At 70.1% G+C, this 15,659-nt stretch carries 12 protein-coding genes; 1 reads left to right on the top strand and 11 read right to left on the bottom strand.

Going from position 1 to position 15,659, the window contains the following annotated elements; genetic code table 11:
* Positions 1 to 146: 146 nt before the first annotated feature.
* From ACZ54P_RS23920 to eccD, 10 genes are all read right to left on the bottom strand, one after another.
* Positions 147 to 1,250 (bottom strand): hypothetical protein, encoded by a 1,104-nt coding sequence (locus ACZ54P_RS23920; protein WP_465463786.1) that lies wholly within the window; start codon positions 1,248 to 1,250, stop codon positions 147 to 149.
* 52 nt (positions 1,251 to 1,302) lie between these two features.
* On the bottom strand, positions 1,303 to 1,620 hold the full coding sequence (locus ACZ54P_RS23915; RefSeq protein ID WP_465463785.1) for a hypothetical protein: 318 nt from the start codon (positions 1,618 to 1,620) through the stop codon (positions 1,303 to 1,305).
* A gap of 10 nt (positions 1,621 to 1,630) precedes the next feature.
* The gene (locus ACZ54P_RS23910) at positions 1,631 to 3,595 is read right to left on the bottom strand and encodes a hypothetical protein (protein ID WP_465463784.1); all 1,965 of its coding nucleotides are present in this window, start codon (positions 3,593 to 3,595) and stop codon (positions 1,631 to 1,633) included.
* Positions 3,596 to 3,601: 6 nt separating this feature from the next.
* A complete protein-coding gene (locus ACZ54P_RS23905) occupies positions 3,602 to 4,012 on the bottom strand; it encodes a YbaB/EbfC family nucleoid-associated protein (RefSeq protein WP_465463783.1) in 411 nt (136 codons plus the stop codon).
* Entirely contained in the window at positions 3,951 to 6,038 is a 2,088-nt protein-coding gene (locus tag ACZ54P_RS23900) for a hypothetical protein (protein ID WP_465463782.1), read from the bottom strand. The genes ACZ54P_RS23905 and ACZ54P_RS23900 overlap by 62 nt, the downstream gene beginning before the upstream one ends.
* A gap of 6 nt (positions 6,039 to 6,044) precedes the next feature.
* A complete protein-coding gene (locus ACZ54P_RS23895; RefSeq protein WP_465463781.1) occupies positions 6,045 to 6,485 on the bottom strand; it encodes a hypothetical protein in 441 nt (146 codons plus the stop codon).
* Between the two features lie 33 nt (positions 6,486 to 6,518).
* Complete coding sequence (locus tag ACZ54P_RS23890; protein ID WP_465463780.1) at positions 6,519 to 6,818, bottom strand: WXG100 family type VII secretion target; 300 nt, start codon at positions 6,816 to 6,818, stop codon at positions 6,519 to 6,521.
* A 33-nt stretch (positions 6,819 to 6,851) separates the two neighbouring features.
* Positions 6,852 to 7,190 (bottom strand): WXG100 family type VII secretion target, encoded by a 339-nt coding sequence (locus tag ACZ54P_RS23885; protein WP_465463779.1) that lies wholly within the window; start codon positions 7,188 to 7,190, stop codon positions 6,852 to 6,854.
* A 123-nt stretch (positions 7,191 to 7,313) separates the two neighbouring features.
* Positions 7,314 to 8,720, bottom strand: coding sequence for a type VII secretion protein EccB (gene eccB, locus ACZ54P_RS23880; RefSeq protein WP_465463778.1), 1,407 nt, complete (start codon positions 8,718 to 8,720; stop codon positions 7,314 to 7,316).
* 2 nt (positions 8,721 to 8,722) lie between these two features.
* Positions 8,723 to 10,096, bottom strand: coding sequence for a type VII secretion integral membrane protein EccD (gene eccD, locus ACZ54P_RS23875; RefSeq protein WP_465463777.1), 1,374 nt, complete (start codon positions 10,094 to 10,096; stop codon positions 8,723 to 8,725).
* A gap of 122 nt (positions 10,097 to 10,218) precedes the next feature.
* Between eccD and eccCa the strand changes: the two genes are divergently transcribed.
* Positions 10,219 to 14,190, top strand: coding sequence for a type VII secretion protein EccCa (eccCa, locus tag ACZ54P_RS23870; RefSeq protein ID WP_465463776.1), 3,972 nt, complete (start codon positions 10,219 to 10,221; stop codon positions 14,188 to 14,190).
* A gap of 261 nt (positions 14,191 to 14,451) precedes the next feature.
* On the opposite strand, the gene ACZ54P_RS23865 is transcribed toward eccCa, so the two are convergent.
* A complete protein-coding gene (locus ACZ54P_RS23865; RefSeq protein WP_465463775.1) occupies positions 14,452 to 15,570 on the bottom strand; it encodes a S8 family serine peptidase in 1,119 nt (372 codons plus the stop codon).
* Positions 15,571 to 15,659 lie beyond the last annotated feature (89 nt).

Here is a 15,659-nt window from a genome sequence, read left to right as displayed (position 1 = left end):
CTCGGGTGTTACGCCTCCAGGCACGCGAGATCTGGCTCCAAGCACGCGAGTACGGCGCCGCGTCACCCAAGCCACCATCCCGCCCGTGCAGGTGGTCGTGAGTGGCGATTCGGGTTAGAACCCGAAACGCCACTCACGACCCCGTCTCACGCCTGGCATTTGGCCTTCACCATCGCCGCGGCGTGATGCGCGTAGGTCTTGGTGGAACCCGACCAGTCACGGCCCCGGTTGAGCAGCTGGACGGCCAGTTTCGCGCCGTTGATGCGGAACGTGCCGACGTTCACCCACCGGCCGCGGTTGCCGATCTGGTCGACCTGGAACGTCCCGACCGGGGTTCCCTTGTCGACCGCGAACCGGTCGTACACGCGATAGACCGACGGGCTGCCGCCCACCGCGGTCACGTCGCCGTTCGGGACGAACACCGAGACCGCGCAGGAGCCGGCGGTCACCGGGCCGGTGTTGAACGTCCACAGCCCGTACGCGCTCGTGTCGTCCTTGTTCGCGTCGCCTGACATGGGGATGGAGACGAACGACGTGCCGCAGCCGCCGTTGCCGTGATTCACCCAGCCCGACTTCCCGTCGCTGTACGCGCCGACGCCGGTGAATCCGGTGCCACTGCCGCATCCTCGTCCGGCCATGCCTTCGTAGGTCACCATCTTGGCGCCCGGAGCGGGCGGGCCCTGGGGCTGCTGGGCGGCCGGCGGGGCCTGATGCTGTTGCGGTGCCTGAGCCGGACCACCGCCCGCCGCCGGGGGCGGTCCGCCGGGAAGACCCGCGGTTCCGGGATCGGCGGGCGCCCCCGCCTGGCCGGCCGGTATCCCGTCGGCCACCTGCCCCGGCAGCTGATTTCCGGGTTGGCCCGCGGGGACGCCGGCCGCGTCGGCGGGCGGCGCGGCGAGCCCCGGCACGAACCCGCCGTCCGGCGGAAGGTCCTTCGAGTAGCCCGCCGATCCAGGCCCCTCGCCGGGTTCGGCGTCGCCGAGCAGTCCGCTGAGCGCCATCGGGAGGGCGACCAGCACGACACCGGCGACCGCCGCCGCCACGATCACCGGTTTCGACATCCGTCCGGGCGGCGGCGATCCGGTGTCGGCGCCCGCGTCCACGACCGGCGGCACGGCACCGGCCGCGACCGTCCCGGTCGCCGAGGACGGCGTGGTTTCGGTGTCCACCTTGGTTTCGGGGGCGGCGGGCGCCGCCGCCTCCGCCGTGGCGACCGCGACGCCGGTGGACTCTACTGCGTCCGAGGACATGATTCTCGCTTCCTTTACTGGCTGAGGTTGGCCGGCGGCCGCCGGACGGTCGCTAGCGTTTGAGTCCTCTGTGGACGTTGTCGATGTTCTGGCTCTCCGCCACGGCGAGTTTCGTGGCCATCCCCTTGGTCACGTTGGTCTGGTTCGCGACGACTTCGCCGATCGAGACGAAGGCGCCTTCGATCTTCGTGACCGGGTCACCGAGGTTGGTTTTGATCTCCTCGCCCATCTCGTCGTCACCGGCGGCCTCGAAGATCAAGTCCCGGCGATCGCCGCCGAGTTCGCTGATCCTGCTCATCTTGGCGCCGATGTCCCGGTACGCCTCGGCAAGGGCTTGCATGGCCCGCGGGTCCGCCCTGAAATCCGTCATGATCCCGCCTTCATCCCGTGGTGGTACCGGTGCTCTGCCCGGCGCCTTCGCCGAATCCGAAAGTGTGGTCGCGCTGGGTGTCCGCACTCAGCCGAGTGCTGCCGGGGCCGCGGTTCCGGCGTTGCCGCCTGCCGAGTACGCCCGGAGCGACCGTCGGGTCGGTGCCCCAGGTCTCTTCGTCCTCGGCGATCCAGGTCGTCCGGTCGCGTTCGGACTTTCCCTGTCCGGCACCGCCCGCCCCGCCCGCCGAGGGCGGATAGAACGGCACCCCACTCCCGTTCCCGGCCCCCGCCGCCGTTTTGGGACCGCCGAGTGTCGGCGGGCTCGCGGGCTTCCCTCCCGGCGATGGGGCAGAAGGCGACGGCAGGTCCGGCGACACCCCGATCCGGCCACCGCCGAGCGCGCCCGGTCCACTGTGGAAACCCGACTGGGGATCGAACTTCGACATGGTCATGGGCAGCGTGTCGGGGGCTCGCAACGGCGGTATCGACGTCGGGTTGCGCCGCAACGACTTGAGATACCGCTCCAGGGCCGACTCCCCGGGATCGCCGGAAACGGTCGTGCCCGGCGGCGGGTATGCCTTGCGCAGCCGGTCTTTCTGCTCCAGGTTCCCGGTGCCCCTCGGCCCGATGATCTCGCCGTTCCCGTTCACCCGGGACCCCGGCGGGACGATGATCGGCCTGCCATCGGACCCCAGTACGGGTTTTCCGTCGGGTCCGATGACGGTGCCGTCCCGGCCGACGTAGGAACCGGTGGGCACCTTCAGGAAGTTGTTCGGTCCACCCACCTTGGTGATCGGCGGGGGGAACGAGCCGCCGGGGCCGTTGACACCGACGTGGGTGACCGGCGGCGGCGGTGGTGGCGTGGACGAGGTGGGGCCAGGGCCGCCGTCCCCGGTCGATCCGTCCCCGCCACCGGGTCCGGTGCCGTCGCCGCCGGACCCCGTCCCTCCGTCCCCGGCACCGCCGGAGCCTCCCGAGAGATTCAGATGGACCGGCGTCCGGAGCGTCGGCAAGTACGGAAGGGACTGGCGGTAGGTCAGGTCGAGCAGCCAGGCCACCGCCGCCCCGTTGGCGTCCGCGACCTTCAGGTGTTCCTGCCAGACCCGTTGCGCGGCGAGCTCCAGCTTCTCGCGCGGAGCGGTGTTGCCTTCGTCCAGCACACCGCCGAGGAAGGTGCTCTTCGGCCAGCCGTCCTTCTCCCTGGTGTATTTGGGAGGCGGATGACTGGCGAAATCCGCCGCCAGCTCGGGTGCCTGCCAGATCGCGCGCACCACGCCGCTCGGGGTGTACAGCGCGGATCCCGGCGCGGTGACCGCGAATCCCAGCCCGGTGTCATAGGTGAAGCTTTCGCCGCCCTGCCACCGCGCGCGTCCCTCGTCGAGCACTTCCCCGGCACGTTTCAGCAAGCCGCCTGCCAGGTGCAGCGTCTCCCAGGTCGTGCGGTCCTTGGTCAGCTGGGCGACGAGACCCTTGCATTTGACGGCGAGCCCGTCCAGCACGGTCCAGAACGCGCCCGCGCCGGTGCCCTGGAAGGCGTCACCGCGGTGGCCGGCGTTGTTGCGCCAGGTTTCCAGCGGGCCGACCTGTGCGGTCAGCCAGTTCGCCACCCCGCCCACGGTGATCGACGCCCGCTCGAAGGTGGCGTGTTTCCCGATCGGGTTCGTTTCGTCCCGCAGGGAGTCGACGACCTTGTTCCCGGTGGTGAAGTAGGTCCCGGCCGCGCTTTCCAGTTCCTTGCTCGGGTCGGCGACGGCGTACCAGGACGTGAAGAACGTCATGCCCTCCGCGTGGATCAGATTCGTCGGCACCTTGTTGCTGGGGCCGCGAAGATGGGTGTACACGCGCCACGACAACCACGGCACCCCGAGGACGGTCGACCGCGGCGGCACCACGGGAACCTCGGGATCGCGGGTGAAGATGTTGAGCGCTTCCTCCCACACCCATTTCGTCGTGTCCGGCCCACCCAGCGCCACCGGGGATCAGTCCCTTCCCCTGCCGAAGACGTCCGAAGGCGCCTCTTTCCACAAAGCCGAGAACACCTTGTCGACCTCAGTGCCGCCCGTCATGGCCGCACGGAGGTCGTCGCGCTGGTCCATGAGCGGGCCGAAGACCTCCACGACGGTGTCCGCCATCTCCCCGCGGGCGCGTTCCAGGACGTCGAGCAGCGTCCTGGCGAGCTGCTCCGGCGGCATGGTCCGGTACTTGGTGGTGTTGAACTTGAGCCCCACCACGGAGTTCTCCGCGTTCATGGTCACCGTGACCATCCGGTCCGGTGAAGTCGCGGACGTGGTCCGGGACGCGAGATCGGCCTTCGCCGCCTCGATCCGGTCACGCTGATCCCTGAGCGTGACCATGGTCTGGTGAAGTTGCTCCTCCAGCCAGTCGGCCATCGTTTCCTCCCTGTCCGTAGTCGCGTGTACCGCCGGCACCCCGGCCGGCCGTCCTGCCTCGTCGCCTGCGGCCGCCGAGTACCGAAGGCGGCAGCTTCGGATCGGTGCCCCAGGTCTCCTCGTCCTCGGTCAGCCAGGTGGTGCGGTCGCGTTCGCCCTTGTTCTGGTCGCCACCCGCTCCGGCACCGGCCCCGCCCGCGGTCGGCGGGTAGAACGGGACGCCGCCCATGCCGGTCTGCGGGTTCCCGGCGCCCTGCTGGTTCTTGAGCAGCGACGGGCCACCCTCGGTCGTCACCGGCTTCTCCGGCGGCGCGGGCGTCTCGTGCCCGCCCGTCATCCCGAGCCCGCCCGGTGCGCCGAGCGACCCCACGCCGGTCTTCGGCACCGACGGTCCATTGTGGAGAGCCGGTGCGCCGCCGGAGGACGTCGACAGCGCCGGGGATGCGAGCAACGTCGGCATCGACGGGGCGTTGCCGCCGCGCAGGGACTTCAGGTACCGGTCCAGATCCGACTGCGGTGACTCGTCCTTCTTGACCGGCTCCGCCCGCGCCAGCCGGTCCTTCTCGGCGAGCTTGTCGCCCTTCGGCCCGATGATCTCGCCGTTGGGCCCGACCCGGGAGCCGGGCGGCACGACGATCTGCCGCCCGAGCGGGTCGAGGAGCGGTTTCTTGTCCGGCCCCAGTACGACGCCGTCGGGTCCGACGGACGAACCGGACGGCACCTTGAGCGGCTCGTCGGGCTTCGGCGGGGCCGGCGGCGGTTTGGGGCCGCCCTTCGGCGGAGGCGGAACCGGTGGGGGCGGCGGGGGCCCGCCGTTGGGTCCCTTCTTGTCCTTGTCACCCTGGGAACCCTTGATGTCCTTGGTGGGATCCGGAATCTTCGGCGGGGCCTTCGAACCGGGCGGCGGTTTGGAGCCACCACCCGTCCCGGGCGGAGGAGGGGGCGGAGGCGGGCCCTGTGAGCCGGGCGGAGGCGGGGGCGGTGCCTTGTGGAGGTTGAGCCGCCTCGGCTCCCTGATCTGCGGCAAGCGCGACTTCGCTTGGTCGTACGTCGGCGGGAGGCTCGTCAGCACGGAGTCGGCCGCCGGGTCCAGGACGTTCACGATGTGGTCGATCCACAGTTTCTGCGCCGCGGCCGCGATCCCGTCCCAGAAGGCGGGGTTTCTGGCGTCCGCGCCGAGGAGGGTGCTCCTGGGGTAGCGCTCGCCGCCGGTCCCGCTCCAGTCGTGGTCTCTGGCCTTGCTCAAATCTTCCTTGAATTTCGCGGAGGTCCAGATCGCCGTCAGGCACCCGCCCGGCCAGGCCAGCTGGCTCCCCGGAAGGTCCAGCGAGCCGAACACGCCGGTGTCACGGGTGAACACCTCGGAGGACATCCACCTCGCGTGGGCTTCTTGAAGCTTCGCGAAAGCCCACTCGAGTCCGCTCTTGCTCTCGTCCTTGTCCTTCGTCGCTGGGTTGTCCTTCCCCTGGGCGTCCCCCAGCGCACCGGGCGAGGCGTCCAGCTGCCTGACCAGGTCGGTGCACTTGAAGATCAGGCCGTCCAGCACGTCACGGAACGCACCGGCGCCGGTCCCCTGGAAGTCGTCCCCCTTCTTCCCGACCCCGTTCCGGAAGGTGGTCAGTTTCCCCGCCTGTCCGGAAAGCCAGGTCTTCGTGCCGTCCAACGCGTCGAAGGCCCTGGTGAACGTCCAGGGCCGCGCCACCGGGTTGGTGTTGTAGGGCCCCTGCATGGACTCGAGGATGTCGTCCATGTTGCCGTAGAACTTGGTCATCACCGGGGTGAACGCCTCGTAGTTGGCACTCGCCACCGCCCAGTACTCCATCCACCACGTCTCCGTGGAGGCGAAGAAGTCCCAGCCCTTGGGGTCGGGAAGACCTCGGCTCTTCGCGTAGACGTCCCATTTGAGCCACTGGATTCCGGTGATGGTCTCACGGCTCGGCACGTGGGTGTCCGCCGCGCCGGGGTCGACGAAGATCTTGAGCGCCTCTTCCCAAGGCGTTTTCGATCCGTACTGTGTGGAAGGCATCGAAGATCAACCCCCTGAGCCGCCGTTACCGGGGGGAGCGGGGGCGGGAGCGGGAGCGAGGATCTCCCCGAGCTGACTCATGTTCAGCTCGGTGGACAGCTTGATGTTCTCGTCCTCACCGCTCATCGCGATCCCCACCACCTGGGTGATGCTGTCGTCCAGCTTGACGAGCTGCTCCTTGATCGCGCTGACCTGGGCGTACAGCGTCGGCCCGGTGCCGATACCGGGCGCCTCGTATTTCTCGATCAGCAGCCTGGCGGGCTCCCACGCTTCGGAGCCGGCCAGCAACCGTCGTTTCCCGGCGATACTGCCCACGGTCTGCTGCAGTTCCGCGATGTCCTTGTTGCTGTTCAGCTCTTCGACCATGGTGTGCAGCACCTCGTCCTGGAACTTCTTGAGAAAGCTCACCGTGATCTTGATATCGCCGCTGTCCGGCTTGTCCGCCACGCCCCTACTCCCTTTCCCGAAAGCAGCCCGGAATCAGATCTGGAACTTCGCCCCGATGTTCTTGTCGGTGCGCTGGTAGTTCTCGAAGGACATGGCCAGGGTCTGATGTCCCTTGGTGAACCGGCCCTCCATGGCCTTGGTCGTGGCGTGCCAGCGGCGCTGCAGGTCCTCGTAGGCCGTGGCACCCTGACCGATCCAGCTGCTGGTCATCGGCTTGATGGCCTGCTCCAGGTCGACGAGTGCGGCGTCGATCTGCTTGCTCAGTCCGACCATCCGCTCGGCGAGGTGCGGAACGTTGCCGCTGACCGCGAAACCGTCATAGGGGACGCTCATGATCGTTTCCTTTCGAAATCGGGGAAAAAGTCTTCAGGCCAGCGCGTCGAAGATGCGGTTGCCCTCGTTGCCGCCGAACGCCGTGACCGCGGTGAGGTTGATGTCCTCTTCGCTGGTGTTCATGTTCTTGTCACTCTCGCTGACCAGGTTCTTGATCTCCGTGAGCATGTTGAGCACCTGGAGGTAGTCCTGCTCCCACAGTTCGAGCTGGTTGAGGAAGGTCTGGGACGCCGCGCCCTGCCAGTCGGCCCTCAGGTCGCTGCGGACCGTGGTCACTCCCGTGTGGATGGTCTTGCACGAGGACTCGCACTCCTCGATGGCGGCGATGCCGCCCTTCATCCCCGTGTCGGTCTTCTGGAACTGCATGGTCATCTTCTCGCCCGTCCTTCCTCGCGGTCTCGCGGACTTTCACCGGTCCACGACAAGGACACCAAGTCCGGCACCGGCAGACCATGCGGAACGACCGGCAGAAGTCGCCGCCGCGGATTCCTCCGGTCAGGAACCGCAGGCCGTCGCCGACGGCAGGACCGTTCCGCCGTCCCGCAAGGTCGCCGGATCCAGCGGCGGCCCGGTCGGCAGCAGGTTCAACAGCGTGGTGGGCAGCCCATTCGCGGCGGCCCCCTCGAAACCGAGCGCCTTCGCGCCTTCGGCCGGGACCGGGTACTTCACCCCGGTGTCGGTCACCAGGAAGAGAGCGTCACCGGCCCGCCCCGACGCGGCCGAGGCCCGCACGAGGGCGCCCGCGCCGGGCCGCACCGCGATCCGGTCGACCCGGGAGCAGGGCGCCGCGATCCCGGGCTGCTCGGCCGGCACCTGCCCCGACGGGGTGAACTTCTCGGCCACCGCCACCTGGGTGCGCGGCGCGTCGCCGTCCGGGGTGACGAGAGCACACAGGCCTTGTCCACTGTGGAGCGTCGCGGCCTTCGGCGGTTTCGCGGGCGGCGGCTGCTCGACCGAAGCCAGCCGCTCGCTGACCACCCGCCCCGGCAACGCGGCCACCGCCACGTCCCCGCCGCCGTACGCGGCCCGGCGGATCTCCGGATCGGCGGTCAGCAACCGGGCGTCCAATTCGGACAGTGGGGTGAGACCGGCCTTCGTCAGCACGTAACGCCGCGCGGGTTCCCCGGAGACGGTGTAGAGCCTGCCGATCCGCGATTCCGTCCCGCCGAGCGCCGGTCCGGCGTCGCCGAGCCCGTCGAGGGCGAGCGGCGCGAAATCCGGTCCCGCGGGCAGCGCGTCCAGCAACGACGCTGGCACCTTGACCGGCTGGAGCACCCCGTCCACCGCGTCGAGCGCACCGCGATCGGTCGCGACCCGATGCCGTTTCCCCTTCCACAGCAAGAACGTCGTCCCGTCCGGGGTGACCGCGACGACCGCGGCTTCGTCACCGAGGGGGTCCGCGGTCGCGCCGTCGACGCGCAGCGCGGTCGGCCCGGCCCGATCGCGGTCCACGGAAGTGCACACCTCCCACGGATCACCGGCGAGCACGGGCAGCGAGTCCGGCGCGCCGATAAGCCCCAGCGGTTCACCACGCGGGACGTCCTTCAGCGAGGCTTCGGAGGCGTGCTTGACCGCGAGTTGCTTCCCGGCGACCAGTTTCGCCGAAGTGAAGTTCAGCACCGGCAACAGCTTTCCGCCCGCGTAGAGGAACCGTGCCCCCGACGAGTCGGCCACGACGAGCGCGCCCTCCACTCGCCAGGACTTGTTCCCGCCGGGTGAGATCAGCCCGAACACCAGCAGGCCGAGGCAGGCGAGGACGGCGATCAGCATGCCGATCACGCTGCCGCGGTAGGTCCGGTGCAACGGGCTCTCCGGCGCGTCGGGATCGACCCGCAGCAGCGCCGAAGTCAACCGCCCCAGCATGAACCGGTGTGCCTGGACCTGATCGGTTTTGGCGTTCATGCTCAGCCCCCGAAACCGCGGACGAAGGCGAACACGCCGAGCAGCCACAACGCGAGCGGCAGCAGCGATATCGCGGCGAGGGTCTCCGCGAGGTCCGCGAGCCTCCCCCACTGCGGCAGCATCCGGCGTCCGGGCAGGGTCCAGCGCGCCACCAGCACCAGCGCGGCCAGCGCGAACACCCCCGCCACCATCGGCAGCGGAGAGGCCGAATCCAGTTGGATGGCCAGCAGCAGGCGCAGCACGCCGTACACCCCGGGAACGATCACCGAGAGCCGTTGCCAGACACTGCCCAGCGCACGGCCGTGCACCAGCAGCAACATGCTGAGCAGCGCGGCGAACGTGACGGCCTGCCACGACCGGTCACGGGCCACGAATTCGAGCGTGACCAGGCAGGCCAGCCCGATCGCGGCGAACAACGCGGTCACGAAGGCGTCCGCGATCAGGCCCTTGCCGACGACCTCGTCACCGGGATGCGGGTCGAGTTCCTCCTGCAGTTCCTGTGCCGTGGTCGGCAGGCCCGGCAGCCGCAGCCCGGACAACCGGAAGGCGATCCTCGGCACGAAGGCGCCGAGCAGGACGGCGATCACCGCGATGATCGTCGCCGAAGCGGCCGCGGATCCGCCGCCGAGCATCAACACCAGGCCACCGGTCGCGCACAGCAGCCCGAACGTCGCGACGGAGACGAACACCGGCGCGAAACCCGCCACCGCCGCCATCCCGAGCGCGGCGGCTCCCGCGCCCGCGACACAGGCGGCCAGCAGCCGCGCGCCGGTCAGCACCGGGCCCTCGGGACCGTGCGGGACGAGCGAACCGGCCAGGCCGACGAACGGGACCGCCGCCAGCGCCAAGGCCAGCGCCGCGGGGCTGTCGCCGAGCGCGCGGGCGGCCGTCGCGGCGCACACCAGCAGGAAGAAGGCCGCTACCCCGGCGGACAGCAGGATCGGCCAGGCAGGCGGCGCGGTCACCAGCGACCAGAACGCGAGCGCCACCGCGGCCAGCACGCCGCCGAGCATCGTCCACCGGGTGGCGTGCGCGCTCCACGAGTCCGGCCGCGCACGGGCCTCGGTGGACAGGCCGTCGATGATGTCGTCGAAATGCACCGCGGGCAGTTGCTCCCGCCGCGGCCGCAGGTGCAGGGTCTCGCCGTCACGCAGTTCGAGAACGTCGACAGTGGACTCCTGGTCCAGTGGTGGATCGCCGAGCCGTTGGAGGATCCAGCCGTCGTGGTCCACACCGTCCTCCGCCAGCTCCTGGCCCGCGTGGGCGAGGATCGTCGGCATCAGGTCGATCAACGGGATGTCCACCGGGACGGCCAGTGCGAAACTGGTCGCCGGAGCACGGACACGGAGCTTGCACAGCCCTGAAGTGGTCGCCATGGCACACGCCTTCGATCGGGCGACCGACGCGCGGAATCGTGAGTGAACCGTCGCGTGGTCGGATTTCGTCACCTCTAGTGGAGCTGCCACCACAGCGCGTCCGAGAGGGAAGGAATCCGGGCTTGAGTGTAATCACATTCCGCAAGGGGCCGCGACGGCCAGGACCGGAAATGCCCGAGGGCGAGCTGAGTATCCAGGAACCGCCCACGCTGCCCGAAGTCCAGCGCAGCGCCGGCGCGGTGATGATGTACCTGCCGATGGCGCTGTCGTCGACGGCGACGGTGCTGTTGTTCGTCCGGCCGGGCGAGAACGGCGCGTTCAGCTACCTGGCCGCCGGGCTGATGACGGTGTCGTCGATGGCCATGCTGGTCGGCCAGCTCGGCCGCAGCGCGGGCGAACGCAAACAGAAACTCAACGACGCCAGGCGCGACTACCTGCGCTACCTGGCCCAATCGAGGCGCAAGGTCAGGGAAGTGGTGACCAGCCAGCGACAGGCACTGGCCTGGCGGCACCCCGACCCGACCGCACTGTGGTCGTTGCCCGGCACGACCCGCATGTGGGAACGGGACGCGCAGGACGACGACTTCGGCGAGATCCGCGTCGCACGGGGACCGCAACGCCTCGCGTGGCGGCTGAATCCGTTGTCCACCAAGCCTGTCGACGACCTCGAGCCGCTGTCCGCGCACGCGCTGCGTCGGTTCATCCACGCCTACGGCACGGTGCCCGATCAGCCGGTGGCGGTGTTCCTGCCGTCGTTCGCCCGGATCCTGGTGCAGGCCACCGGCGAGGAGGGCGAACGGATCCGCGCGCTCGCCCGGTCGATGATCGCGCATCTCGCGGTCTTCCACTCTCCCGCGGAACTGCGGATCGTCGTGCTCACCGCACCGGAACGCCGGACGGGGTGGGAGTGGGTGAAATGGCTGCCGCACAACCTGCACCCCAGCGAGACCGACGGGGCGGGGGAAGCGCGGCTGGTGGTGGAATCCATCGCGGAGCTGGAGACCGCGATGGGGGACGAATTCGCCGTCCGGCCCGGGTTCGATCCGGACGCCCTGCCCGACCTCCACGAGCCCTGCGTGATGCTGTTCGTGGACGGGGTCACCCTGCCCGCCACCTCCCGGCTCGCCGGTGAGGGCTACCGCAACACCACGCTCGTCGACCTGTCCTCCGCGCTGTCCATTCAGGACGATCCGCTGACACTGCGGCTCCGCCTGGAGGACAGGACGCTGAAGCTGATCACGGTCGACCAGCACAACAAGGAGGTCGCCGGCGACCTCGGCCGCCCGGACGGGATCGGCCTCAACACGGCGACGGCGCTGGCGATGCGGCTCGCGCCGTACCGGGTCGGCGCACGGCGGAAATCGGCCGAACCGATGGCCGTGAACTTCGACCTGACGGCCATGCTGGGCATCAACGACATCCAGACCTACGACGTCGCCGCCGGCTGGGCGGCGAAACGGCCGGGCGGCAGGCTCCGCGTGCCGCTCGGCATCGGCCCGGGCGGCCAGAAGGTCGACCTCGACATCAAGGAATCCGCGCAGGCCGGAATGGGCCCGCACGGCATGCTGATCGGCGCGACCGGTTCCGGCAAGTCGGAGCTGCTGCGCACCCTCGTACTCGCGCTCGCGCTGACGCATTCGTCGGAGATCCTGAACTTCGTCCTGGTGGACTTCAAGGGTGGCGCGACGTTCCTCGGCCTCGACGGGCTGCCGCACACCTCCGCGGTGATCACGAACCTCGCCGACGAGGCCGCGCTGGTCGGCCGGATGCGCGAGGCGCTCAACGGGGAACTGGTGCGGCGCCAGGAACTTCTGCGCAAGGCGGGTAACTACAGCTCCGCGCTGGACTACGAACGGGCGCGGGCGAACGGGGCCCCGCTCGCTCCGCTGCCGACGCTGTTCCTGGTGGTGGACGAGTTCAGCGAACTGCTTTCGGCGCATCGCGACTTCATGGACCTGTTCATCATGATCGGGCGGCTCGGCCGCTCACTCGGCGTCCATCTGCTGCTCGCCTCCCAGCGGCTCGACGAAAGCCGGATCCACCAGCTGGAATCGCATCTGTCCTACCGGATCGGCCTGCGTACCTTCTCGGCGATGGAAAGCCGCGGTGTGCTGGGCGTGCCGGACGCCTATCAGCTGCCGTCGGATCCGGGGAACGGGTTCCTCAAGAGCGGCACCGCCGCGCTGGACCGGTTCAAGGCTGCCTACGTCTCCGGCCCGCACCGGGTGGTCCGCCGCAACGTCGAGCAGGCGCTGGTGGCCCAGCAGATCGTGCCGTTCACCTCGAAATTCGCCGCCCGCGCCGAACCGGTGCCCGAACCCGAGCCGGTGCTCGCCGAACCCGAGCCGGAGGGTTCGGTGCCGAGCCTGCTGGAACTGGCCGTCGACCGGCTCCGCGACGCCGGTCCGCCCGCCCATCAGGTCTGGCTGCCGCCCCTGGACGCGCCCAGTTCCCTCGGTGAACTGCTGCCGCCGCTGGTGGAGACCGCCGGAGGCCTCACCGCGCCGGAGTGGTCCGGCCGCGGCGCGCTGACCGTCCCGATAGGACTGATCGACCGGCCCTTCGAGCAGGCACGGGATCCGCTGCTCGTCGACCTGTCGGGCGCGGACGGACACGTCGCGATCGTCGGCGGCCCGCAGAGCGGCAAGAGCACGGCCCTGCGGACCCTCATCACCGCGCTCGCGCTCACCCACACCCCGGCCGAGGTCCAGTTCTACTGCCTCGACTTCGGCGGTGGAACGCTGACCAGCCTGCGGAAACTCCCGCATGTCGGCGGCGTGACCGGCAGGCTCGACGTCGAACGCATCCAGCGCACCATCGGCGAGGTCACCGCACTGCTCACCCGCCGGGAGCGGTTCTTCACCGACAACGACATCGACTCGATGGCCACCTATCGGCGGAAACGGGCGGCCGGGGACTTCGCCGACCAGCGGCACGGCGACGTCTTCCTGGTGGTGGACGGCTGGTCCACGATCCGGCAGGACTTCATGGAGCTGCTGCCGACGTTCGTCGAACTGGCCTCACGCGGCCTCAACTACGGCATCCACCTGATGATGGCGTCGAGCCGGTGGAGCGAGATCATCAGCGCCGTCCGCGACCTCGTCGGCACGCAGCTGGAACTCCGGCTCGGCGACCCGGTCGATTCGGTGATCAACATGCGCGCGGCGGCGACCGTGCCGAAGATCCCCGGTCGCGGCCTCACCGACAAGGAACTGCACTTCCTCACGGCGCTGCCGTCGATCGACGGGGTGGACCGCGACGTCGCCGAACACGTCGAGACCCTGGTGGACCGGATCGTCGCGGCCTGGCCCGGCCCGTCCGCTCCCCCGGTGCGGATGCTGCCGCCGGTACTGGACCGGACCGAACTCCCCGACCCGGACGCGGACCTGCGGCTCGCGCTCGGCCTCGACGACCAGCGGCTCGAGCCGCTGTGGCACGACTTCGAGGACAACCCCCACCTGTTGGTCGTCGGCGACGTGGAATCCGGGAAGACGAACCTGCTGCGGCTGGTGATCGACGGCATCACCAAGCGGTACACACCGCAGGAGGCCCGGATCATCACCGTCGACTATCGCCGCGGCCTGTACGACGCCGTGCCGAAGGAATACCAGCTGGGCTACGCGGTTTCCGGGGATTCGGTGCACGACATGATCGACGGCGTCGCGCGGGCGGTACAGACCCGGCTGCCCGGCCCGGACATCACACCGGCCCGCCTGCGGTTGCGCGACTGGTGGACCGGACCGCAGGTGTTCGTCGTGATCGACGACTACGACATGGTGGCGTCTTCGTCGAATTCCCTTTTCCAGCGACTGTTCGACCCGCTGGCCCAGGGCAACGCGCTGGGCCTGCACCTGATCGTGGCCAGGGGCGCGAACGGGATCGGGCGTGGGGCGAACGATCCGCTGCTGCGGCGGCTCACCGAGGTCAACACCCCGATGATGCTGCTCTCGTGCCCGCTTTCGGAAGGCATCGTGTTCGGCGAGGTACGACCGCGCGTCCTGGTCCCAGGCCGCGCGCAATACGCGACGCGGCGCGGCACGACCATCGTGCAGACGGCCCTCTCGGCCCACGAGGCGGCGCTCGTCGCGAAGTGACCGGACCCGCCCTTCCGCCGCCGCCCCCCTCAGCGGCGGAAGGGCCTTCCCGGCGGGCCGTGGCGGTGACACGTCGGTCCAGGTGGTCGTGAGTGGCGATTCGGGTTAGAACCCGAATCGCCACTCACGACCAACTTGACCCACCCCACACCGCAGCCTCAAGCCCGGGAAGTCCGTGAAGGTCTCCTTCCCTACCTTGAAAGTAGGGAAGGAGGCCTTCACGGACACGCCACCGGCACCACTGAGTGCCCGAAGCGCCACTCACGACCCGGCACGCCACCTCCGACGCCGCCCCCGCGGCACCACCACGGCCGCCGCGCCCAGCAAGGCGACGGCGACCACGACGACCGCGACCACCGTCCAAGCCGCCTGCTTCGCGGGCGCCAGGTCGGGGCCGGGCGTCACCACCACCGGTTCGCGGCGCGCGGTGGCGGCGCCCGCCGCGGTCGAGACCGACGTCAGCGCCGCGAGCGGGTCGAGCACGGTGACCCCGGCCTGCGGGGCCGCGGTTTCCCGCAACCGCCGGGCGAGGTCGGCCGCGGTCGTCTCCGGCCGGTAAGCCCGGATCAGCGCCGCCGCGGCCGCCACGTGCGCGGCGGCGAACGCGGGGCCCACCCCGATCACGGCACCGCCGCCCGGCCCCGTGCCCACCACGAGATTTCCCGGTGCGGCAAGGGATCCGGGAGCGGCCTTGGCGGCCGGTTTCCCGTCCGGCCCGATGGCGGACACCGCGAGCACGCCGGGAAAAGCGGCCGGGTAGTACGGGCCGGACGGGACGTCGCGCGCTTTGGTCACGTCGAGGCCAGCCGCCGCGACGATCAGCGCGCCCGCCGCGACGGCCCGGTCGACGGCTTGTTTCAGCGCTGGATCCGCTTCGGTGACCGCGGTGGCGACACAGATGATCCGCGCGCCCGCCGCGACCGCGCCGTCGAGGGCGCCCGCGATAGTCGCCGCGGTCGTCGCACCGGACTTGTCCGTCCCGCGCACCGCGAGCACCCGCGCCCCGGGCGCGAGCCCGGAGACCCCGGCGCCGTCCGCCACGCGCGCCGCGATCAGGCTCGCGACGACGGTGCCGTGCCCGACACAGTCCGTTCCGGCGTCACCCACCTGCTGGACCGGCAGGACCGCTTTGTCGACCCCGGTGTCCACCACGGCGACGGTGACGCCTTCGCCGGTCGACAACCCCCGAAGCCGGTCCGCGCCGAGATAAGGCAGCTGCCACGGCACCGAAGGGATCTTCTTGCCCGAGGAGGAAGTGCACGCCTGCCCGGCTTTCAGCGTCTGCGGGATCTGCGGGAGTTCGGTGTCCTGCGCGGCCGCGAGGCCGCCGTTCGCCAGCAGAACGAGCGTCGCGCACGCCACGGTCAGGTGTCGCCTCATCGTTCCAGTCCAGCACGGACCGCGCGGCGCGCCCAGGAAGAACGACCGGCAGGATCGCCGGGGCGATGAACCCAATGCGCCCTCCGCCG

The organism is Amycolatopsis sp. NPDC034160, from assembly GCF_055575355.1.
This window is presented reverse-complemented; position numbering and strand designations above follow the sequence as displayed.

Bases quoted from the DNA above. Each gene is read 5' to 3' on its own strand.
- ACZ54P_RS23915 (WP_465463785.1), bottom strand. From the start codon at position 1,620: ATGACGGATTTCAGGGCGGACCCGCGGGCCATGCAAGCCCTTGCCGAG.
- ACZ54P_RS23885 (WP_465463779.1), bottom strand. From the start codon at position 7,190: ATGACCATGCAGTTCCAGAAGACCGACACGGGGATGAAGGGCGGCATC.
- ACZ54P_RS23900 (WP_465463782.1), bottom strand. From the start codon at position 6,038: ATGCCTTCCACACAGTACGGATCGAAAACGCCTTGGGAAGAGGCGCTC.
- eccD (WP_465463777.1), bottom strand. From the start codon at position 10,096: ATGGCGACCACTTCAGGGCTGTGCAAGCTCCGTGTCCGTGCTCCGGCG.
- ACZ54P_RS23920 (WP_465463786.1), bottom strand. From the start codon at position 1,250: ATGTCCTCGGACGCAGTAGAGTCCACCGGCGTCGCGGTCGCCACGGCG.
- ACZ54P_RS23865 (WP_465463775.1), bottom strand. From the start codon at position 15,570: ATGAGGCGACACCTGACCGTGGCGTGCGCGACGCTCGTTCTGCTGGCG.
- ACZ54P_RS23890 (WP_465463780.1), bottom strand. From the start codon at position 6,818: ATGAGCGTCCCCTATGACGGTTTCGCGGTCAGCGGCAACGTTCCGCAC.
- ACZ54P_RS23905 (WP_465463783.1), bottom strand. From the start codon at position 4,012: ATGGCCGACTGGCTGGAGGAGCAACTTCACCAGACCATGGTCACGCTC.
- eccB (WP_465463778.1), bottom strand. From the start codon at position 8,720: ATGAACGCCAAAACCGATCAGGTCCAGGCACACCGGTTCATGCTGGGG.